Annotated in this window: 21 protein-coding genes and 2 tRNA genes; 13 read left to right on the top strand and 10 right to left on the bottom strand. The window is 38.8% G+C overall.

What is annotated here, in order from left to right; translation table 11 throughout:
* Window positions 1-12: 12 nt before the first annotated feature.
* A complete protein-coding gene (locus tag I6E11_RS02860) occupies window positions 13-1,179 on the bottom strand; it encodes an ABC transporter substrate-binding protein (RefSeq protein ID WP_235336305.1) in 1,167 nt (388 codons plus the stop codon).
* Window positions 1,180-1,402: 223 nt separating this feature from the next.
* Between I6E11_RS02860 and I6E11_RS02855 the strand changes: the two genes are divergently transcribed.
* The 10 genes from I6E11_RS02855 (at window position 1,403) to I6E11_RS02810 (ending at window position 10,383) form a co-directional block, all read left to right on the top strand.
* Window positions 1,403-2,335 (top strand): sirohydrochlorin cobaltochelatase, encoded by a 933-nt coding sequence (locus I6E11_RS02855; protein WP_394800091.1) that lies wholly within the window; start codon window positions 1,403-1,405, stop codon window positions 2,333-2,335.
* A 263-nt stretch (window positions 2,336-2,598) separates the two neighbouring features.
* Window positions 2,599-3,552, top strand: coding sequence for an SPFH domain-containing protein (locus I6E11_RS02850; RefSeq protein ID WP_235336304.1), 954 nt, complete (start codon window positions 2,599-2,601; stop codon window positions 3,550-3,552).
* A gap of 16 nt (window positions 3,553-3,568) precedes the next feature.
* Window positions 3,569-4,075: a hypothetical protein gene (locus I6E11_RS02845; RefSeq protein ID WP_235336303.1), complete on the top strand. Its 507-nt coding sequence runs from the start codon at window positions 3,569-3,571 to the stop codon at window positions 4,073-4,075.
* A gap of 12 nt (window positions 4,076-4,087) precedes the next feature.
* Window positions 4,088-4,288 (top strand): type II toxin-antitoxin system antitoxin, encoded by a 201-nt coding sequence (locus I6E11_RS02840; RefSeq protein WP_235336301.1) that lies wholly within the window; start codon window positions 4,088-4,090, stop codon window positions 4,286-4,288.
* Window positions 4,275-4,751 carry a hypothetical protein gene (locus I6E11_RS02835; protein WP_235336300.1) on the top strand — a complete coding sequence of 159 codons (477 nt, stop codon included), beginning with the start codon at window positions 4,275-4,277 and terminating at the stop codon, window positions 4,749-4,751. The genes I6E11_RS02840 and I6E11_RS02835 overlap by 14 nt, the downstream gene beginning before the upstream one ends.
* A 46-nt stretch (window positions 4,752-4,797) precedes the next feature.
* Window positions 4,798-5,622: a 4-(cytidine 5'-diphospho)-2-C-methyl-D-erythritol kinase gene (gene ispE, locus I6E11_RS02830; RefSeq protein ID WP_235327545.1), complete on the top strand. Its 825-nt coding sequence runs from the start codon at window positions 4,798-4,800 to the stop codon at window positions 5,620-5,622.
* 45 nt (window positions 5,623-5,667) lie between these two features.
* Window positions 5,668-6,912 (top strand): alpha/beta hydrolase family protein, encoded by a 1,245-nt coding sequence (locus I6E11_RS02825; RefSeq protein WP_235336299.1) that lies wholly within the window; start codon window positions 5,668-5,670, stop codon window positions 6,910-6,912.
* A gap of 35 nt (window positions 6,913-6,947) precedes the next feature.
* The gene (locus I6E11_RS02820; protein ID WP_235336298.1) at window positions 6,948-8,582 is read left to right on the top strand and encodes an RluA family pseudouridine synthase; all 1,635 of its coding nucleotides are present in this window, start codon (window positions 6,948-6,950) and stop codon (window positions 8,580-8,582) included.
* An 18-nt stretch (window positions 8,583-8,600) separates the two neighbouring features.
* On the top strand, window positions 8,601-9,134 hold the full coding sequence (locus tag I6E11_RS02815) for a nitroreductase family protein (RefSeq protein WP_204404955.1): 534 nt from the start codon (window positions 8,601-8,603) through the stop codon (window positions 9,132-9,134).
* Window positions 9,127-10,383, top strand: coding sequence for a peptidoglycan DD-metalloendopeptidase family protein (locus I6E11_RS02810; protein ID WP_235336297.1), 1,257 nt, complete (start codon window positions 9,127-9,129; stop codon window positions 10,381-10,383). Before I6E11_RS02815 ends, I6E11_RS02810 begins: the two co-directional genes overlap by 8 nt.
* 95 nt (window positions 10,384-10,478) lie before the next feature.
* Here the strand turns inward: I6E11_RS02810 and I6E11_RS02805 are convergent, their stop codons facing one another.
* The 3 genes from I6E11_RS02805 to I6E11_RS02795 form a co-directional block, all read right to left on the bottom strand.
* Window positions 10,479-11,852 carry a C1 family peptidase gene (locus I6E11_RS02805; protein ID WP_235336296.1) on the bottom strand — a complete coding sequence of 458 codons (1,374 nt, stop codon included), beginning with the start codon at window positions 11,850-11,852 and terminating at the stop codon, window positions 10,479-10,481.
* Between the two features lie 161 nt (window positions 11,853-12,013).
* Window positions 12,014-13,588, bottom strand: a complete 1,575-nt coding sequence (locus I6E11_RS02800; RefSeq protein ID WP_235336295.1) for an Rne/Rng family ribonuclease — start codon at window positions 13,586-13,588, stop codon at window positions 12,014-12,016.
* A 248-nt stretch (window positions 13,589-13,836) separates the two neighbouring features.
* Window positions 13,837-14,121: an HU family DNA-binding protein gene (locus I6E11_RS02795; RefSeq protein WP_294456502.1), complete on the bottom strand. Its 285-nt coding sequence runs from the start codon at window positions 14,119-14,121 to the stop codon at window positions 13,837-13,839.
* Between the two features lie 342 nt (window positions 14,122-14,463).
* Between I6E11_RS02795 and I6E11_RS02790 the strand changes: the two genes are divergently transcribed.
* Genes I6E11_RS02790 through I6E11_RS02780 form a run of 3 tightly spaced genes read left to right on the top strand, consistent with a single transcriptional unit; the run spans window position 14,464 to window position 17,024 of the window.
* A complete protein-coding gene (locus I6E11_RS02790; protein WP_235336294.1) occupies window positions 14,464-14,913 on the top strand; it encodes a single-stranded DNA-binding protein in 450 nt (149 codons plus the stop codon).
* Between the two features lie 30 nt (window positions 14,914-14,943).
* A complete protein-coding gene (gldE, locus tag I6E11_RS02785) occupies window positions 14,944-16,296 on the top strand; it encodes a gliding motility-associated protein GldE (RefSeq protein ID WP_235336293.1) in 1,353 nt (450 codons plus the stop codon).
* Window positions 16,297-16,313: 17 nt separating this feature from the next.
* Window positions 16,314-17,024: a 4'-phosphopantetheinyl transferase family protein gene (locus I6E11_RS02780; protein WP_235336292.1), complete on the top strand. Its 711-nt coding sequence runs from the start codon at window positions 16,314-16,316 to the stop codon at window positions 17,022-17,024.
* Window positions 17,025-17,093: 69 nt separating this feature from the next.
* Here the strand turns inward: I6E11_RS02780 and I6E11_RS02775 are convergent.
* The 6 genes from I6E11_RS02775 to I6E11_RS02750 form a co-directional block, all read right to left on the bottom strand.
* A tRNA-Glu gene (locus tag I6E11_RS02775) sits at window positions 17,094-17,165 on the bottom strand.
* A gap of 41 nt (window positions 17,166-17,206) precedes the next feature.
* Window positions 17,207-17,278 (bottom strand) — tRNA-Glu (locus I6E11_RS02770).
* Window positions 17,279-17,515: 237 nt separating this feature from the next.
* On the bottom strand, window positions 17,516-18,889 hold the full coding sequence (locus I6E11_RS02765) for a TrpB-like pyridoxal phosphate-dependent enzyme (protein ID WP_235336290.1): 1,374 nt from the start codon (window positions 18,887-18,889) through the stop codon (window positions 17,516-17,518).
* Between the two features lie 395 nt (window positions 18,890-19,284).
* Entirely contained in the window at window positions 19,285-20,124 is an 840-nt protein-coding gene (locus I6E11_RS02760; protein ID WP_087397108.1) for an agmatine deiminase family protein, read from the bottom strand.
* Window positions 20,125-20,140: 16 nt separating this feature from the next.
* Window positions 20,141-20,752: a hypothetical protein gene (locus I6E11_RS02755; RefSeq protein ID WP_087208188.1), complete on the bottom strand. Its 612-nt coding sequence runs from the start codon at window positions 20,750-20,752 to the stop codon at window positions 20,141-20,143.
* Window positions 20,753-21,974: hypothetical protein (locus I6E11_RS02750; protein ID WP_235336287.1), on the bottom strand; the 1,222-nt coding region annotated here is incomplete at its 5' end.

Genomic DNA, 21,974 nt, shown 5'->3' with positions numbered 1-21,974 from the left:
TTATTATAGTTGTTATTTTAAAAGTTCATAATAGCGTGGAGTGTGATTTGGCAGTAACTGTGGATGGAAAACAGCTATCAGGTCGGCTAGAACTGTTTCCGGTTCAACAGGCATACTTTCGTAGAAGGGTTTTTCACTCATATTGCAATATATCACCTGTTTTTTCTTGAATGCCTGAAAGTCGGCATATCTGATGTCTTCGGCTTGCAGGGTGTTATATGAAAAATCACCTTTGTAGCTGTTCACTATCCTCCAGTAGTCGGCATACGCAGCCTGGCTGTAAATTGTTTCAAAATCGAGAGACACTCCTCCTGAGCGTACATCATCTTTAAGGAAGTAATCGGCACCGGCATCCTTGAAAAGCTGTGCCAGAAAACTCTTTCCGCCTACAGCATACCAGTTGCCTCCTCTGAGTTCGCCGCTGAATACTACAGGTCGTTTTTTCACCTGTGATGTGAGTTTTGTCAGTTCTAGATAACGGTTCTCTATTTCCGAGAAAACTTTATTAGCCTTCTCTTCTTCACCTATCAGCAATCCGATGAATTTGATCCATTCGGCCTGTCCTAGCGGAGTCATTTCCTTATATCCCAAATGTGGAATCAGCGGTATACCAACCTCTGTCAGTGCATCATATCCGCCGCGCTTGAATGGAGAAATTAATATAATATCAGGGTTTATACCCATAATAATCTCATTGTCAAAATTGCCTTCAATACCAATCTTGTGAGTTTTTCCTTCATCCAGTCTTTTCTGCATATCCTGGTTGAACAGATGGCGTGTACTTGTAATGCCTACTACGGCATCAAGTTCTGCAAGTTTGATAAAATTGGAAAGCTGTAGAGAAGTCATACAGATAGTGCTCTTTACGGGTGTTTCTATTACTGTATAACCTTTAGGAATATCCGAAACTTTTACACCTTTAGGCTTTAATGCGTAATGAAAAGTTTCTACGCCTTCTTCTTTTTGAGGGTCTCTGATATCGAGGAGACAATAACCTTTGTCCGTGTATGTGACATTAAATCCCTTGGCATATTTCGGGATGATTTGTACATTCTTGTTTTGGTGGGTAAAAGTGCTGTCAGTAGTGCTATTTTCGGTTGTTTTTGGATTGTTTCTTATTTTACAACTAAATAATAATAATGGTATTATCAGGCATATTATCCAAATGGTATGTTTCATGCTTTATCTTTTTCTATTACTGTTTTCAGGCTATACAAAATAAAGCCTCTGTTGAACAACTATACTGCAAAGTTAAAGAATATAATTAAAATCGGGCTCTATATAATTACTTTTTGTCATACTATAACAAACTATAGTATTATCTGTTTATATGAAAACGGATGCAAATACTATCTTTGTGACTTAAATCAATATTATAATCATTCAATAACTTGTAGAAAATATGAAAGTAAAATCATTTTTAGTTTATTGTTTTATCGCTTTGGGCGGTTTGTGTATGCCTGTTTTTGCACATTCTGAAGGAAATTTTGTACATAACGATATAATGCAGAACTTGGAGAGTGGCGACAAGATAGCATTGCTTATGGTACACTTTGGTACTACACATGAAGATACACGTGCTCTTACGATTGATGCAATCAATCAGAAAGCCAAGGAACAGTTCCCACAGATGGAAATTCGCGAAGCTTATACTTCACGCATTATAATGAGAATATTGAATAAGCGTGGTGTCCGGAAACTTAATCCAGTTGAGGTATTGGCACAGCTTAAGGCAGAAGGATATACACACGTTGTGGTTCAGTCGACAAATATCATTGACGGAATAGAAATGGAGTCTCTTCGTAAGGATATAGCCCAGATGAAACCGCTGTTCAAGGAAATTCGTCTTGGTATGCCTTTGCTTTATACTCCTGAGGATTACAAACAGGTAATAGACTGTCTGGCAGAGAAAGGCCAGGAAAAAACTTTTACAATATTGGTAGGACACGGCACGTATACACCGGCTACTGCCCAGTATGCCATGCTGGATTATATGTTGCAGGCCGAAGGGTATGCTGACTTTGCTGTAGGAACGGTTGAGGGTTATCCTACTTTCGATAATGCAATCAGTAAGGCACAGACAAAAAAGAAAATCAAACAAGTACAACTTATTCCTTTCATGTTTGTAGCTGGCGATCATGCCAAGAATGATATTGCCGGAGATATGAAAGAGGTTCTTGAGAAAAAAGGATATAAGGTGTCTGTACACATGGAAGGGTTGGGTGAAAATCCGGCTATACAGCAGATTTATATTGACCATATCAATTTTATAATCAAACACAAACAGATTGATATTGTGGATAAGAAGAAGGGGTATGCCAATTCTAAGGATTGATTGTGCTTAGGTATAAATTCTCCTTATAGGAATGTACATTTTTTTAGTTTTAAACGTCATAAAAACGCGGGCAAATTTAGTATAGAACGCGAGCAAGTTTTAAGTCGAATTTGCCCGCGTTTTTTTTATTGGCTTTTATGGTATTAAAATTAAGGAAACAATTGCATGGTTGTAATATAGAAAATAATCTCTAATTTCTTTTGAAAGTAAAATTAAATCCATATATTTGTGATATCAAAATAATATCACTTAATCTTATAGTTATGGACACAAAAGAATTAGTTTTCAAAGGTTTCAAGATGAATGGCTTTTTAGCCTTGTTTTTACATCTGGTTGTACTTACCGGAGTTACGGTGGCATGTTTTTTTACAGGTCATGTTCTTGGGTATGTGATTGGTGGGTTATGTATTCTGAAATGGCTGATACTATTTGGCGGATATATGCAACTTGAACCTAATGAGGCAAGAGTGATGGTTTTCTTTGGAAAATATAAAGGGACATTCAAGGAAACAGGTTTCTTTTGGGTTAATCCTTTTATGGATAAGAAGAAACTTTCTTTGCGTGCAAGAAATCTTGATGTAGAGCCTATAAAGGTAAACGACAAGATAGGTAATCCGGTGTTGATAGGCCTTGTGTTAGTGTGGAAGGTAAAGGATACTTACAAAGCTATGTTTGAAATAGATTCGCAGACTATGGCTGACACATCAACAGCCAATAGTAAGGAAGTGACGGTGGGAAGTACAGTAGGTAGCCGTATGAATGCTTTCGAGAACTTTGTCCGTATACAGAGTGATGCTGCTTTGCGTCAGGTGGCAGGGCAGTATGCTTATGATAATAATGAATCTGAAACAGACGAATTGACTTTGCGTTCCGGAGGTGAGGAGATAAACGACCAGTTGGAACAGAAACTGAATGAACGTTTGGCTATGGCTGGTATTGAAATCGTTGAGGCAAGGATAAACTATCTGGCATATGCTCCTGAAATTGCGGCTGTGATGTTGCGTCGCCAGCAGTCAACTGCAATCATAAGTGCAAGAGAAAAGATTGTTGAAGGTGCGGTCTCGATGGTTAAGATGGCACTTGATAAACTTTCTGAAGAAGAAGTTGTAGAACTTGATGAGGAACGTAAAGCAGCAATGGTAAGCAATCTGCTGGTCGTTCTTTGTGCGGATGAAGCTGCACAACCGGTTGTTAATACAGGAACATTACATCATTGATTAATATGTGAAAGCTATGGGACTAAAGAAGATTGTCAGGTATAAGTGCTCGACCAAAGTGTCGTCTTTCATTCCTATGGTTTTGAATGCAGTGGCGACAGTGCTATTGGTTGTATTTGGTTTGGTAAAGTATAGTATGGATGATATAGAGCTTGCGGAACAAACACTCTTTTTCTCCATTTTGCTGTGTGCAATAGTCCTTGTTTTATCGTTTACAGTGTACAATGCTTATCGTTATAAAAAACCTGTTGATGTTCAAAAGGTTGTTGTCTTGAATAATCTTCTGAGTAGATTATATTTAAGAAGCAGGGTGCTTTTTGCATTATTGGTATTTATAGCTCATTTAGTGCTGATATTGTTGCTGCGTCTTGTTTTTGACTGGATAGATTACGGAACGGTAAGATTCTTCTCATCTTTAGTTGATATAATTAAAGATTGGATAGTTGAAGCTTGTCTTTTAGGATTATCTTTTACAGCACTTGCATTTAATGATTATTATTCATATTTTAAAAGCAAACAGTAATATATTTTTACAATGGCCAAGAAGGAAAGTTCTATAAAGAGTTTTGTGCTTCGTGTTGATTCTGAAACTATGGAAGCCATTGAGCAATGGGCTGCAGATGAATTCCGCAGTACCAACGGTCAGCTTCAGTGGATAATCAACGAGGCTTTACGAAAAAGTGGCCGACTGAAGAAAACACGAAAAGAAATGGTGACAGACGATGAAAAAGATTAGAATACATTTCTTTAATATAAACCTTGGGCCATATTCTGCTCAAGATCAGGATATAAATATCAAATATCATCCTTCTTTGATTGACAGGGTGTTTGAGGTGATTTCGGCACTGATGGTAATAGCTGGATGTATATATTTTGTGGTGAAAGATGGCTTTGAGAACAATGATATGCTGGCAGGTTTCCTGGTAAATCTTCTTGTCTGTCTACTGGTATTTACATGTCCTTACACTCCGGTGGAATATATACGTTTCCCGGTGAGAATATCCCGGCAGAATATTGTAAAGCAATACATAATGGCACTTCGGTTGATGAGAATTGTAAATATTCTTATCTGTCTGATGCTTGTCTTCAACGCATTGTCCATCAATTATCCTTGGGCAAATCCTGCTATAGGAATATCTGTAACGGCAATGTTGCTTTCAATAATGGTCTATTATATTTTTGCTATCAGGAACAAATAATTAAAACATAAGTGCTATATTTGAAGAAATTATAAATTCTACGACAATGATAACATTTCCAAATGCCAAAATAAATCTGGGCTTGAATATAGTCGAAAAACGCCCGGACGGATATCATAACCTTGAAACAGTGTTTTTCCCTATCAATCTTCAGGATGCCCTTGAAGTAAAACCATTGGAAGAGGAGGGTGTTGATTATAAAATCAGTATGAAGGGTAATGCTCTTGATTGCAATCCGGATGACAATCTTGTGGTCAAGGCTTATAAACTCCTGAAACAGGATTTCAATCTTGCTCCTGTCGATATTCATCTTTTCAAGCATATACCGAGTGGGGCAGGCCTTGGAGGCGGTTCTTCCGATTGTGCCTTTATGATTAAGATGCTCAATCAGAAATTCGCTTTGGGACTGAGTCTGGAGAAAATGGAAGAATATGCGGCAAAACTTGGTGCTGACTGTGCTTTCTTTGTGCGCAATGAGCCTGTATTTGCAACCGGAATAGGTAATATATTCGAGCCTGTCAAACTTTCGTTGGCTGATTACTATATAGTATTGGTGAAGCCGGATATTTTCGTGTCAACGCGTGACGCTTTTTCGAAAATCAAGCCTCACAGACCTGAATTGTCCCTTAAAGAAATAATCAAGATGCCCGTGGAGAAGTGGAAAGACGTGATGGTAAACGATTTTGAGGATAGTGTCTTTGCGCTGTATCCTGAGATTGCTGCCATTAAGGACAAGATGTACGACCTCGGTGCTGTGTATGCTTCAATGTCCGGTTCCGGCTCTTCTGTCTATGGACTTTTCCGTCAGCCTATAGAAAATGTGGACGAGAAATTTGCCGGATGTTTCTGTCGTCAGAGAGAAATGTTCTAAGCTTTAATCTTGATTATGGTAAACCTGTAAAATTGAATTTCTATAATGAAAAAGACTATTCTATTTGCGTTGCTTATGTCTGCTGTATCTGTGTCATACGCTCAGGTGATAAATGGGACATGGAAAGGTTTGCTGATGGCGGCAAATCAGAAACTGGAAATCGTTTTTCATTTTCAGCATGAAGAAGACGGCAAGCCATCGTGTAAGATGGATGTTCCGGCGCAAAGCACTGTCGGCATTCCTGTTAATCTTCAGACTTTGACAGAGGATTCCGTCTCGTTAAGCGTGGCTGCTATAAACATGACTTATAACGGAAAGCTTATTGATGGAGCAATTAAAGGAAAATTCAATCAGTTCGGTATGTCTTTCCCGCTTGAACTTAGACCGGGAGAAGTAAATAAACCTAACAGACCTCAGGAACCGACTTTGACGTATATCTATGGTACAGAAGAGGTTACTTTCAGTAATTTGAACGCTAATGCAAAACTGTCAGGAACGCTGACATATCCAGTAGGCTACAATCCGAATAAGAAAGTGCCTGTGGTAATAATGGTTACCGGCAGTGGCTCGCAGAACCGCGATGAAGAGGTCTTTGGGCATAAGCCGTTTCTCGTGATAGCTGATTATCTTGCCAAATGCGGTATAGCTTCTTTGCGGTACGATGACAGGGGAACAGGAAAGTCGGTCGGTGGTGATGTAAAGAATGCTACTTCCGAGGATTTTGCCGAGGATGCGGATTGCGGTTTGCAATGGCTTAGGAAAAGTGGAAAATTCGGAAAAGTTGGAGTTCTTGGTCATAGTGAAGGCGGAATGATAGCTTTTATGCTTGCAGCAGATAAGAAACCGGATTTTATAGTAAGTATGGCTGGTCCGGGAATTAATGGCGATACTCTGTTGGCAGAACAGCAGAATGCTTTGTTGAAGTTGAAGGGGATTCCGGCTAATGTCAGTGTGAATACTGTAAGAAAGGAAATGTCCATGCAGCAACAGAAACCATGGTTGCAGTTCTTTGTTGATTACAATCCTGAGAGTGATTTGAAGCAGATAACCATACCGGTAATGGCAATAAACGGCAGCTATGATGCCCAGGTTATTTCGGAAAGTAATTTGGGTAATATCAGACGGCTTTTGAATGATAAGAATGCAAAGAACCTTATAAAGGAATATCCGGGACTTAATCACCTGTTTCAGCATTGTAAGCCTGAGACTGCGGTAGATTACTATAATATAGAAGAAACCTGCTCCGAAGAAGTTTTGAAGGATATTGCCAATTGGATTAATAATTTATAATTCACCATTTGTTTGAATTTGGAGGATAGATAGAAGTGATTCATTTTTTCAAACAGAATATAGAGGGAGTTTCTCTACCGGAGAAATTTACATTCCCTTTTCATTATACACCTCATCCGCTGACACGAATTGCAGCGGGTGAGGTTCGGTCTTATTTATCTACTCGCCAAGAATGGCAGGATGAAATCGGTAAAGGCAAGATGTTTGGCGTACTGATAGTAAGGACTGCGGACGGAAGTATCGGTTATCTGGCTGCCTTCTCGGGAAATCTCGCCGGCAGCAATATGCACGATTTCTTCGTTCCACCAGTATATGACCTGCTGAATCCTGACGGCTATTTCAGAAAAGAGGAAGCGGAAATATCAGCCTTGAACAGGCGTATCTGCGATATATCGAAGAGTGATTCTTATATTTTGGCAAAGAAAGAGCTGGAAGAAACAAAGCTCCAGTCATCTTCTTCTTTGGCATTGGCCAAGGAGGAACTGAAGAAGAGCAAAAAGGAGAGAGACGAAAAACGTGCTGATGGCAATCTTTCGCCTGAAGAACTGGATGCCATGATTCGTGAGAGTCAGTTCCAAAAGGCTGAATACAAGAGACTGGAAAACTCGTGGAAGGAAAGACTGAATGAAGTAGGGCAGCGGGTGAAAGGTTTTGAAACAGAGATATTGCTGTTGAAGCAAGAGAGAAAGACTCGTTCGGCTGCATTGCAATTGTGGCTGTTCAGGCAATTTAATATGCTTAACGCAAAGGGTGAACGCAAAGATTTATGCGAGATATTCAAAGATACCCCTCAGGGATTGCCGCCGGCAGGAGCAGGGGAGTGCGCTTTGCCTAAACTCCTGCAGTATGCCTATCTGCATGGTTTGCAGCCTTTGGCTATGGGAGAATTCTGGTGTGGAATGTCGCCCAAAGATGAGATTCGTCACGACGGCTATTTCTATCCTTCTTGCAAAGGTAAATGTGAACCTATTCTGAAACACATGCTCGTAGGGCTTGATGTGGAACCTAATCCGTTGGCAGAAGATTTGTTTAAAGATACTCCGCTTAATATTCTGTATGAGGATGAATGGATAGTGGCGGTAGAGAAACCGTCTGGTATGCTTTCTGTTCCAGGAAAGAATGATTTGGATTCTATACAGCAGAGATTAAGACTGATGTATCCCGATGCTACAGGGCCTTTGGTTGTCCATCGTCTTGATATGGCTACATCTGGAATACTTCTTGCAGCTAAAGATAAGGATGTTCATGCCAGATTGCAGTCTCTTTTCGAGACAAGAAGTATCTCTAAGGAATATATAGCCATTTTGGATGGCGTTCCGTTGCAGGAATGTGGAATCATAGATTTGCCTATATGCCTGAATCCTCTTGACAGGCCGCGGCAAATGGTTGATTTTGAGAATGGCAAGCCGGCAATAACAGAATATAAGGTGGAATGTGTGAAGAATGGACGGGCAAAAGTCATTTTTAAGCCTCACACCGGGCGTACACACCAGTTGCGTGTACATTCGGCTCATGTATCGGGATTGAACTGTCCTATATCTGGAGACGAACTTTATGGCAATCCTGAGTCTGCCTCACGACTGTGTCTTCATGCATCAAGACTGGTATTTAGACACCCGATATCGGATAAGGATATAGAGATAGTTTCTCCATGTCCATTTACGTTGTAATAATTAAAATGATAATATATGGATTTTTTAGATTTAGTAAAGAAACGCCAGAGTGACAGAAAGTATAAGAACACCCCTGTAGATAGAGACATGATTGTTAAATGCATAGAAGCTGCAAGGCTGGCTCCGTCGGCATGCAACAGTCAGCCCTGGAAGTTTGTTGTAGTTGACGATTCGCAATTACTTCCTGAGATGGCGTCTGCTGCTGCAGGTATGGGAATGAACAAGTTTGCTGTCCAGTGTCCGGTAATTGTGGCTGTTGTGTTAGAAAAGATGAACTTTACGGCACGCATAGGCAGTGTAATCAAGGATAAGGAGTATTCTCTTCTTGATGTGGGCATTGCAGTGGAGAATTTTTGTCTTCAGGCCGCAGAACTTGGGTTGGGAACATGTATCCTCGGATGGTTCGATGAGAAGAAGGTGAAGAAACTGCTTGGCATTGGAAGCAGAAGAGTTCCGCTTCTGATAACACTGGGCTATCCAGACGGAGAAACGAGAAATAAGATAAGAAAAGACATTGATACAATGAGTAGTTGGAACAAATATGAATAAACAGAAAAAAATAATATTGGCTCTGGTGGCTGTAGCAGTAGTGCTTGTAGCAGTCTTGACAGTAAACAACTATCGTTCGATAGAGGGTGAAGAGCAGTCGCTTGATGAAGTAGAAGTGACAGATTCTGCCGAGGTTGAAGAAATCACTTATAAATATGGTATCCCTGTAGATAAATATAATGTGAAGTACGGCATAGTGAAACCCAACCAGAACCTGTCGTTCATATTATCAGATCATGGACTGAGTGCACAGAATATTCATGACCTCAATCTTAAGACAGAAGGAGTTTTTGATGTTAGGAAGATACGAAGTGGAAGGGCATATGCCATGTTTACTTCGAAGGACAGTCTTGCCGCTCCAAAGTTTTTTGTCTATGAGGAAGATCCGAAATCGTATGTGGTTTTCGATTTGAGAGGTGAATATAAAGTTACGCGCGGAATGAATCCTGTGGAATGGAGAACCAAGGAGGCAAAGGGAAAGATAGAGTCTTCATTATGGGTGGCTATGCAAGACTGTAATACTTCGCCGCAGCTTGCGATTGTACTTTCACATATATTCGGATGGACAATAGACTTTTTCGGACTTCAGAAGGAAGATGAATTCCGTGTGATATACGAGCAGGAATATGTTGACGGAAATGCGTTGCAGAACTTTCATGTACTTGCAGCATCGTTCCGCGCTTCGGACAGTACGTATTATGCTATTCCGTTTACTCAGGATGGAGAGGAACTGTACTATAATGAAAAGGGAAACAGCCTTGAGGGAGCTTTTCTGAAGGCTCCGCTTGATTTCTACCGTATCTCGTCACGCTTTACTAACAGCCGTTATCATCCGGTGCTGAAACGCTACCGTGCGCATCATGGAGTGGACTATGCTGCTCCTACTGGAACTCCGGTTTATGCTATAGGTAGTGGAAAGGTCATTGCCAAAGGCTATCAGGCGAATGGGGGAGGAAACTATGTGAAAATCAAGCATAACAGTGTATATGTCACTACATATATGCATCTGTCACGTTTCGCCAAAGGTTTGAAAGTCGGTTCTTCTGTAAAGCAGAAAGAAGTGATAGGTTATGTAGGTTCCACTGGACTTTCTACCGGACCGCATCTTGACTTCCGTGTATTCGAAAATGGGAAGCCTATTAATCCACTTACTATCAAGTCTCAGCCTAAGAAACCTGTAAGCCAGCAGAACATGGCTGCTTATACAGTTCTTCGTGACTCGCTTATGAACAGACTTCAGGGTATGTGATAGTTACGAGTTGACAAGGCTTCCATTCGGACAGAACCAAAGGTCGGCGAAGCCAAACCTTGTCAACTCGTAACTGATACCTTGTCAACTATAACTTAGAACATATAATCCCAAGCAGGAAGTGCTATAGGTTTCTGTTTTGCAGCTTTAATGGATTTTTCGTCAAGATATTTCTTGTTTATCACTATACGGAACAGATATTCATCGAACCATTCATCTGTGAAAGTCATAAATCCGTTATGACCTGCAGACGAACCCCAGCTGTTTTCAAACTGCCATTTTAGTGGTTTGTCGTTTTCGTCAGTGTCAACAGCTCTTAAAGACATGGCGTGAGCAGAACCACTTTCTCTTGTAAGGATTCTTGCTTTCTTGTCCATATCAAGTTTTATTCCGAAAAGAGAAGAATAATCGAACATTTCAGGGTGGCATACACCGTCTGCAGAATTGTACATCGCTACGTCTACAGATGCGTACATAGCTTCGTTACCCTTGATAGAAGCAATAGCGGCTTTTTTAATGACATCGTTAGGCAAGTTAAGATATACCCAGTTCACACCTTCGTAAGTGTTACGATAGTTTGCTATCTCGTAGACCTTATAGTATTCGCGAGTAGGGTCGTTCATTATCATGACGTATGATTCCGGATTGTAGTTTTCCGGTTTAATCATATTATAGAATTCTTTAGGAGTAGTTTTCAGAGTCTTTATTTCACCATTGGCTGTTTCATATCTCCATTCGAACTGGCTAGGAGGGTTTCCGAGACAGAGTGAAAGAATTCTGTAAACATCTTTCAATATAGTTTTCTTTGCTTCTGCTATCTCTTTCTTGCTCTTTTTACCATTCACTAAATTACGGAGTTCATATCCACCTGTACGCAGACGTTCGTTAAGTACAGAACGCATCTGAGTAGTATTGTTTGAGTGTGCAGTTTCCGGCATAACAGTCTGAGGAACTACACCGTATTTTTCAGCGATATTATAGAACAAGTTCCATACACCACCGTCGCCAACAGGAGTTCTGAAATAGAATTCAACGTCGCGTTCCAACATATCATGATAAGCTGTAGCGATTGCATTTTCAAGGAAAAGGTTACTCTTTTCGAACATATCCCAGAAATAGCTGTAATTGTGTGAGAAATCGAATTCCTTAATGTTGAACTGCTTCATTATTGAAGGGCGGAGAACGTTCATAGAAGTAAACATCCAGCATCTTCCTGACTGTAGCTGGTCTGTGATACCTTTCACATCTACTTTGTATTTGAAGTAATGGTCAGTTTCACCCTGAATGTCTCTGTTGAGCGAGAGCTTTCTTAGGTTAGATTCGTTTGTGATTATGTTCTGAAGTGCTTTAGTTGATGCGTCCATTACGAATGATGATTGTATATCCTTCAGGTCTGATTCTGTGATTTGTTGTGCGCCGGCGCTGATAGCCATTGCTCCTAGTGCAGCTGTAAATAATGTTTTTTTCATGTGTCTGTGGTTATTGTTTTTATTTCTGCTGCAAAGATGGCATTTTTAGTTGGATGATGCAAATATCTATATCATAATGCCATTTAAAAAAAGAAGCTGCATGGAGTCCTTTATTCGTTTTAGGACTGCCATGCAGCTTTTATTTCTTTCTTTTTGCTTATTTATTTGATTTCAAACTCTTCCTTCATGTCTATTTCTTCACCTTTTGAATCATAGAATTTATATTCCAGCATTGCAAGGTTCTGATTAGGAATGACTTTGATACCAAATCCGTATTTCATTTGCCATTTACGCTTTAGTGAAACCATACCTTGGTTTACGTAAGCAGCAACGTACGGATGTATATGCAACGTGAATTTTTTCACTTTTAATTTGTTGACCAAATAGTCCAGTTTGCTTTCCAGAGAATCTGTGAAAAGTATCGAAGGTTTGATTTTACCTTTACCGAAACATACAGGACATTCTTCGTCGGTAGTTACATCCATGGCAGGACGAACTCTTTGGCGTGTAATCTGCATAAGGCCGAATTTGCTCAACGGCAGGATGTTATGCTTTGCCCTGTCCTTCTGCATGTTCTGACACATGCGTTCGTATAGTTTCTGACGGTTCTCGGCAAGGTTCATATCAATAAAATCGACAACTATTATACCACCCATATCCCTGAGTCTGAGCTGGCGTGCCAGTTCGTCGGCAGCACCTAAATTTACGTCGAGGGCATTGGCTTCCTGTCCGTTGGCTGACTTTGAGCGGTTTCCGCTGTTCACATCTACCACGTGAAGCGCTTCGGTATGTTCAATAATGAGGTAAGCCCCGCTTTTGTATGAGACAGTCTTACCGAATGATGATTTTATTTGCTTTGTGATGGCAAAGTTGTCGAAAATGGGAAGCTGACCGGTGTAGCGCTTTACAATGTTCCCGCGTTCGGGAGCTATCAGGGCTACATAGTCTTTTACTTCGTTGTAAACGGTTTCATCGTTTACATAAATATTTTCGTATGACGGATTGAACAGGTCGCGCAGCATTGCAACAGTGCGGCTTGTTTCCTCGTATACCAGTGTGGGCAGTTTTGTAGCGGACTGCACCTTAGTTATTGTTTCTTCCCAATGTTTGAGCAACACTTTCAGCTCTGCATCCAGTTCTGCCACTCTTTTTCCTTCGGCTACTGTTCTTACTATGATTCCGAAGTTCTTTGGCTTGATGCTCTGAAGCAGTTGCTTCAATCGTGTCCTTTCTTCGCTCGATTTTATTTTCTGCGAAACAGAAACTTTGTCGTTGAACGGAATGAGTACCAGATATCTTCCTGCAAATGAAAGTTCGCATGTAAGGCGGGGACCTTTTGTAGAGATAGGTTCTTTTACTATCTGAACAATTACTTCCTGACCTTGCTGGAGGACATTTGATATTGAACCGTCTTTGTCAATATCCGGCAGAGAGTTTGCCTTTGATATAGGAAAAAGTTTCTTACGGTCACTGATTACTTGCTTTAGATACTTTTGATAAGAATGAAACTGTGGTCCCAAATCAAGATAGTGAAGGAATGCGTCTTTCTCGAAGCCTACATCCACGAAGCATGCATTAAGTCCGGGCATAAGTTTTTTTACTTTGCCCACATACATATTCCCGACAGAGAAAGAAAGGTTTCTTTCTTCTTTCTGAAACTCTACCAGATTCTTGTCTTCCAGCAGGGCTATAGAAATCTCTTTGGGCTGTACGTCAACAACTAATTCGCTTGTCACTTTTTCTTGGTTTAATGGAAATTGTTTAAATTCTTAATTAAGACAAAGAACAAACCCGAAAGACTGAAACAGTTCTTTGCAAGTTTGTTCTTTATTGAAGTCGGGACAGACTAACAATTATTTTTTGCTTTTATGTCTGTTCTTTCTTAGTCTTTTTTTACGCTTGTGAGTAGACATTTTATGTCTTTTTCTTTTCTTTCCGCTTGGCATAGCTTTAAAATTTTTATAGGGTTAATACTAAAAATTAATTATTCCTTCACTGAAAGTGTAAAAGTCTTGGCTGGTTTGAATACCGGTATGTTATGTTCCGGGATGATTATTGTAGTGTTCTTTGATATATTACGAGCAGTTTTCTGTGCTCTCTTCTTAACTACGAAACTGCCGAAACCTCTCAGGTAGACATTTTCTTCGTTAGATAACGATTCTTTTACTGAACCCATGAACGCTTCCAAAGTAACCAGTACAGTGTTTTTGTCGATACCTGTCTTTTTTGCAATTTCGTTTACAATATCTGCTTTAGTCATTTCGCTAATAAAAATTATTGTGTTATACTTTATCTAAATTTTTGGTCTGCAAATATATAGCTTTTCTCGTTCTTTAAGAAATTTATTTGCGACATTTTTACAATAAAATTGAGAAAAACGTTGTTTTTGGGGTCTGTACAGACATGTATGTGGCATTATTGTTTCTCTAATATACGTTTGCACATTATATTTATACTACTTAGAAATGGTAGACAAATTTTATTGTCTGAAAAATCATTATCTCTATAAAAATTGATTAACATACAATGGGGTAACAATAAAATATTGCAAAATGGTTGGTTTCTCATTTTTTTTCTATATTTTTGATGCGAATTATTAAAACTTTCGAATATGTCTTTAAACAAAGTTCAATTAATAGGTAATGTAGGGAAGGATCCCGAAGTGAGATATCTGGATAGTGGTGTGGCTGTGGCTACTTTTACTTTAGCTACAACCGATCGTGCTTATACTTTGGCAAATGGTACTCAGGTTCCGGAACGTACAGAATGGCATAATATAGTTTTGTGGAGAGGTTTGGCCGAAACTGCAGAAAAGTATGTTCATAAAGGAGACAAACTATATATTGAAGGAAAAATCCGTTCGCGTTCGTATGATGACCAGAATGGAGTGAAGAGATACATAGTCGAAATTTTCGGTGATAATATGGAAATGCTTACACCTCGTTCGGCGCAACAGGGTGGGCAGCAATTTGCTTCGCAGCAGCAGCCTGCAGCTACACCGGCTCAACCGATACAGCAAGCTCCCGTACAGGATGAGGCATCTGATGATTTGCCTTTCTAAATAACTTATGTCTAACTAAAATTTATTTCTTTGGACCCGGATTCGTATTTATGCCGCTTGGCGGATTTATTTAACGGAGTGACCGTTACAGCTCCCGATACAGGAGCTTTTATTGCTTTGATTTTAGCATTATCATTACTTTATGCTTCTGGCTTCGTATCGGCATCTGAAATAGCGTTCTTCTCTTTGACGCCATCAGATTTAAGCGATATAGAAGAGGAAAAACATAGTGCCGACACGCGTATAAAGTCATTATTGGCTAATTCAGAAAGACTTTTGGCTACAATTCTCATCTCAAACAATTTTGTCAATGTGATGATAATAATGCTGTGTAATTTCTTTTTTGCATCTGTAGTCGATTTTGGTGGATCAAGATTGCTTGAGTTTCTTGTCATAACTGTAATTCTTACATTTCTATTACTTCTCTTTGGGGAAATAATGCCGAAAATATATTCGGCACAGAACGCTTTGGCTTTTAGCCGTAAGGCGGCTCCTGTACTGAATGTATTGAGTTTTGTGTTCAGGCCATTGTCTTCATTATTGGTTCGTTCAACTGTTTTCATCAATAAAATAGCTTATAAGAAGCCACAGTCTCTTTCTGTGGATGAACTTTCGCAAGCTCTTGAACTGACGGACAAAAACGAGATTTCCGAAGAGAGCAATATGTTGGAGGGTATAATCCGATTTGGTGAAGAAACAGCCAAAGAGGTAATGACTTCCCGTCTTGATATGGTTGATCTCGATATTGACTCAACATTTTCAGAAGTCCTGAAATGTGTGGTCGATAACGGATATTCCCGTATTCCGGTTTATCAGGATACAAGGGATAACGTAAAGGGGGTACTTTATATCAAAGATCTTCTGCCATATCTTGAGAAAGGTGATGACTTTGACTGGAGAAAACTTATTCGCCCTGCATTCTTTGTGCCGGAAACAAAAATGATAGATGACTTGCTCAGGGACTTTCAGACAAATAAGGTTCACATGGCAATTGTTGTTGATGAGTTTGGAGGTACATCAGGTATAGTTACCATGGAAGATATTATAGAGGAAATAGTGGGAGAGATTAACGATGAGTATGATGATGAAGAAAGGACATATGTTAAGCTTTCTGAAGGAGTGTTTGTGTTTGAAGCAAAAACTCTTCTTTCCGATTTCTACAAGATAATGAAGGCTGACCCTGAAATATTTGAGGAGGTTTCGGATGATGCTGAAACACTGGCGGGCTTTATTCTTGCAGTTAAAGGTGAATTCCCGTCACTGAATGAGGAAATAGTGTTTGGAAAGTATACTTTCAAGATTCTTGAAATGGATGCCAGAAGAATTCTCAAGGTCAAGGTTACAGTGGAACCTGACTATAATACAGAAGAAAATAATAATTGATTTTTTGATTTTACAACATGCCTATACTTAGGAAATGGGAATATAACGGAGCTGTTTGCGGAATATGGAGTGTAACTGAAACCGCAGATGAGCTCCGTTCTTTGCTTACAGAAAAGTCTTTTACACAGGATTTTTTCAATTTTAAGTCACCTGCACGCCAATTGGAATATCTGGCTGTAAGGGTGCTTCTTCGTGAACTTTTAGGGAAAGAATGTCGTGTTCTTCATCATGAATCCGGCAAGCCTTATCTTGAGAACTCGTTGTGCAGGATATCTATATCTCATACAAAAGGTTTTGTAGCGGTGATTATTCACCCTGAAAAGGAAATTGGAATTGATATTGAATATCATTCCGATAGGGTGAAAAAGGTAGTTGGCAGGTTTGTCTCTTCTGATGAAATGTCTCTTATAGAAAGTAAAGTTTCAGAAATTGCGGATAATGATATCGTAGAAGAATTCAGAATCAATATGTATTTGTTGTTCTGGTCGGCAAAGGAAACAATGTTTAAGATGCTAAATTCCAGTGAGGTGGATTTTCTGGAACATCTTTGTATAAACTCTATCTCGTTTTCTGAACATTCCGGTAATGGCACTGTTGTAGATGCGCACTCTAAAGTTTTTAATGGAACTATGAATGCGTATGAGTGTAGAACTTCTCTGAAAACAGAGATGAATATCGAGTTTTATCTGACAGAGGAGTTTGTTTGTACTTACAGCTGCATCGATTGAGAAACTAATAAAAAAAGAGTTGGACAATGAATCACTATTAATGATATTCATTGTCCAACTCTTTTTTCGTAGCCCGTGGGGGAATCGAACCCCCCTTTCAAGAATGAAAATCTTGCGTCCTAACCGATAGACGAACGGGCCATCCTTATGCTCCGGAGTATCCGGTAGCTTTGTTTTTTTTGTAGCCCGTGGGGGAATCGAACCCCCCTTTCAAGAATGAAAATCTTGCGTCCTAACCGATAGACGAACGGGCCATCCTATGTTCCGGAATATCCGGTTTTCTTATTGCCTCGGTGATGATTTCCGATTGCGGGTGCAAAGGTACGAATATTTTTTAAATATGCAAACTTTCCGGCGTAAAAACAGCTCAAAAAAAGATAAAGTCTGATATTATTTCATTTATAGAAATTGAAGATAACATCAGACTTTATTAATTAACATACTTATTTTAAGGATGTTGTATTAATTATTATATGTTTTGTGTTTATTCCTTATTTTTGTCCAAGATTTTTTACTTCTTCCAGATTTTTTTCTATTTCCTCTTCACTAAGCTCGTAGTTTGTAAGGTTGCCGGACAAGTATTGGTCGTATGCACTCATGTCAATAAGTCCATGTCCTGACAGATTGAACAGAATTACTTTCTCTTCGCCTGTTTCGATACATTTCTTTGCTTCATTGATTGTTGCTGCTATTGCGTGGCATGATTCCGGAGCAGGAATTATACCTTCGGCTTTTGCAAACATGATACCGGCATCGAATGTGTCAAGTTGTTTCACATCTACAGCTTCCATTAATCCGTCTTTCAGAAGTTGTGACACGATGACACCTGCACCATGATATCTCAAACCTCCTGCATGAATATTGGCAGGTGCGAAGTTATGTCCCAGAGTGTACATTGGCAGGAGAGGAGTGTATCCGGCTTCGTCTCCGAAATCGTATTCAAACTTACCTCTTGTCAGTTTAGGGCAGGATGCAGGTTCTGCTGCTATATATCTTGTCTTTTTGCCTTCCAGAATAGTGTGGCGCATAAATGGGAAGCTGATACCTCCGAAGTTTGATCCGCCGCCAAAGCATCCTATTATAATATCAGGATATTCTCCTGCCATTTCCATCTGTTTTTCGGCTTCAAGTCCGATGACGGTCTGATGCAGTGTTACGTGGCTTAATACCGACCCAAGAGTGTATTTACAGTTAGGAGTTGTTCTTGCCAGCTCTATAGCCTCTGAGATGGCTGTTCCCAGTGATCCCTGATGATTTGGATATTTTGTAAGGATATCTTTTCCTGCGCGTGTTGACATAGATGGCGAAGGAGTGACCTGTGCGCCGAAAGTCTGCATTATGCTTCGTCTGTAAGGTTTCTGTTCGTAGCTGATTTTTACCTGATAAACCGCAGCTTCAAGTCCGAATACACGTGCCGCGTATGAAAGTGCGGCTCCCCATTGCCCGGCTCCGGTTTCGGTAGTGATGTTTGTCACGCCTTCCTGTTTGCAGTAATATGCTTGTGCAAGTGCTGAATTAAGTTTGTGAGAACCGATAGGGCTTACACTCTCATTTTTGAAATAGATGTGTGCCGGTGTTCCCAAAGCTTTTTCCAGACCGTATGCTCTTACAAGTGGGGTGCTTCTGTAGTATTTATACATTTCTCTAACTTCTTCCGGAATTTCTATCCATGCGTCAGTTTGGTTCAGCTCCTGATGGCACAGTTCTTTTGCAAAGATAGGGTAAAGATCTTCTGCCTTCAACGGTTCTTTTGTAGCAGGATTGAGTGGCGGCATTGGCTTGTTCTTCATGTCCGCCTGAATGTTATACCAGTGTGTAGGTATCTCGTTTTCCTTTAGGAAAAATCTTTTCTGTTTCTCGCTCATGGCTATTTATTTTAAAGTTCTGCTCAAAAATAGACAAAAAAGTTTATTTAACAAAGAAATACTCGATTATTTGATACTAAAAATTAAATATAGATAGAATAATGTAAGGAAAAATCTGTTTAATAATTGCGTTTTGTGCTAATTGAGTGCTAAACTCAACTTTTTGTATGTTATTGGCTGTTTTACCATTTTTTTCGTAAAATCTGTATAAGGAATATAGCTATTTGAAATTAAATGAGTTAGAAGAATTACCTTGTTTTGGGGTAACGATTTGGCAACCGTCCCAATTGCTGTGGTCTGCGTTATATTACTTTTCAAGTAACTCTTTTCCTTTTGCAAATTTAGAAAAAAATAGAGATATGAGAAACTTATTTTAGCGCATTATTTCAGTTTGCTTATATAGTAAAAGACCATGAAAGGCAATTTAAAGCTCCTCCCCCTCTTTTAACTATAGATTGCATCTGCACCTGATAAATTCTACCATCATACTCTGGAAACAGTTTTTTTATATGTTTCAAAGCTTCTTCATCTGTAGAACGTCCTACACCTGGGACAATTATTACATTTTGAGTATGAATCATATTTATATAAGCCCAACTCATATTATGATAATCACTTAGCTCTAAATCGATGACTTTAAAGTATGATTCTAATCGACTTCTCATCTTAGCGGCAATATCATCAGGGTAAACTTTCAGATTCACCAGTACTTTATTACTGCCAACAGCATGTAAAATTCCATCTGTATGACCACAAACGTCACTTCTATCCCAAGGCAAAAATAAGAACTTATGATTTGGAAATAACTTTTCCATTAGAGAAACAAGATATTTTCTATCCATATCAGGGTTCTCAATAAATATTTTCTCCGTCATTATAACAACAGCGGTGTATCCTCTACCTTTTTTTATGCTTCCAAAGGTAAAGTTACCACCGTCTGCTACAATGGGAGAAACACATATTGAAGAACTTGGTAATATCGTTTTAGCCAGCTTAATGGAAGTTTCTGTTGATGTTTCATAATCGCGAAGTCCTTCCAGATAGTCAGGATGATATTTAAACTGAACAAAAGAATTACCATCTACTTGTACTGGCATATAATCTCTACACCAATAATCGGCTGTTCCTTTCAATACGCCGTAATGCACATCATGCTTTGACAATATTTCAGTCAATTCATTGTACACTTTCGGATAATATCTTTTCAGATTCTCCGAAAAAAACACATAGTCCATAGTTGTTTTAAGATTTTCATTGCTGATCTGCGTCAAGATTAGTAAAACGCCACATACGGTCAGTTGCTTCCCCTTTTATTTTTTTTACATTTATTCTGGCGGAAGACATAATACGAACTTTATTAAAATCTTCATTATCCATCCAGACAATAGACAACCCTTTCTCGAAAATTGAGGCATTACCAAACAAATCTTCCCATAAATATTGTGGCTTGAATTTATCTATTTCTCCTTCTTTCAATTTTTGAGAAGCCTTATTTGTAAAAGTCTTTTCATCATTATTAACCAAGGATTTATAAGTATACCCTCGAATAAGAAATGATGCACGATATTTTCCTTCACGCTCAAAAGTCATGTCAACACCAGACCTATTGGGACAAATCGCTCCTACCGGGAAATAGGGAACATCTCCTACATGGTACATTTGAGGTTCAATTATACTTTTATTCTCTTCATCATGAAAATAGAACTCAATATCAATTGGATATATCTCGTATTCTCCATTTACGACATAACGTCCATTAAATACAATTTGGGCAATGTCCTCAAATTGCTTTGTCAGTCCACTAACAGTATTAGCTGGAGCAAACCGTTCAAGAGCATTTTGTAATCTTTTTAAGTGATTCATTTAATTATTCCTTAAGTGTTCAACAATAATCCTATAATTTTCAATGCCGATGTTCTTCTCCGTAAGGGATTGATTAGCATAATTTTTACTAACCAGCAGTCTATTGTTATCATATAAATAATTCCATAGACCTTCTCCCATTAATGTTTTCCATTGGGCTTCGTGCCTCATCACAAGAAACTTTACTTCTTTTGCAGAGGTAGCCAAATAGAGCAACACCATTTTTGTAAATTTCTGAGATGGAAATAAATTCTTAATAGCTGGAGATACCAGCGAAGTGTAAGCAAAATACTGACATAAGGAAACATGATTAAAAATATTTTCCTTTTCCTGTTCTCCATATACGGCTGTTCCTAAAGGAAGTATTTTCTTTCTCCAATAATAGTCACCCAATATTCTTGTTGGCTCGTAATAGTCAAATTTAGTTCCTTCCATTGACAAAACCTTTCTTTTGTCCTCCATGATTTCTTCAGCCATCTGAGGTTTGAACATATTTGCAAGATTCTTATTCAGGTGCTCTACATATCCAGGATTCAAAGAAAGGATTACAAGTTTGGAATTAAGGATATTTCCACTCCATGGCTCAGGAGGAACACATAAAACCAACTGTCTAGTGGGGTTATCTTTTTGTTTTTCATTATACGCATACACGTATTCTTCATCACCAGGAAACACCAAATCATCCGCAAAATAAAGGTCATACCCAGATAACTTGGGCAATAATTCTTTCCAACGATTTAGATATAGAACATAGTCCTTGTTCATAACAGCCTTGCTTATTGATTCTTGGGCTGTCAATAAATAATTATGACATGATTGTTTTTCTTTTGAGGACTTTATATTAAAACGATTTATTATTGCGGTATAATCTAATGGAATACTTCTAAAGATTATAGTATATTCGTTAGAATTTACATCCGGATATTCGTTATAACGAAGTAAAATTTCTTCAACCAATAAATCTACAAGCTGCATTAAATCAATATCTTTCTGCTCTAAAAGGGTTTCCGTTAAAAGAGTTTCCGTTTCTCTCAAATAATCTATATAAGAAAACAACGAGCTCTTTATATTATCTTCATAACTTCGATATTGAACGTCTTTTGCATGTTCACTTATATCCTTCTTAATTTCTGTATATAAATTTATACCTCTTGTTACAGCAAAACCTAAATCACATAATTTATTTTCTATAGTCAAGTGACTGAACTCATCAGAACTTGAA

This window comes from Bacteroides caecigallinarum (genome assembly GCF_021531075.1).
Taxonomy (GTDB): Bacteria; Bacteroidota; Bacteroidia; order Bacteroidales; family Bacteroidaceae; genus Phocaeicola; species Phocaeicola caecigallinarum_B.
The sequence above is the reverse complement of the archived record's forward strand: the minus strand, read 5'-3'. Positions and strand labels throughout refer to the sequence as shown.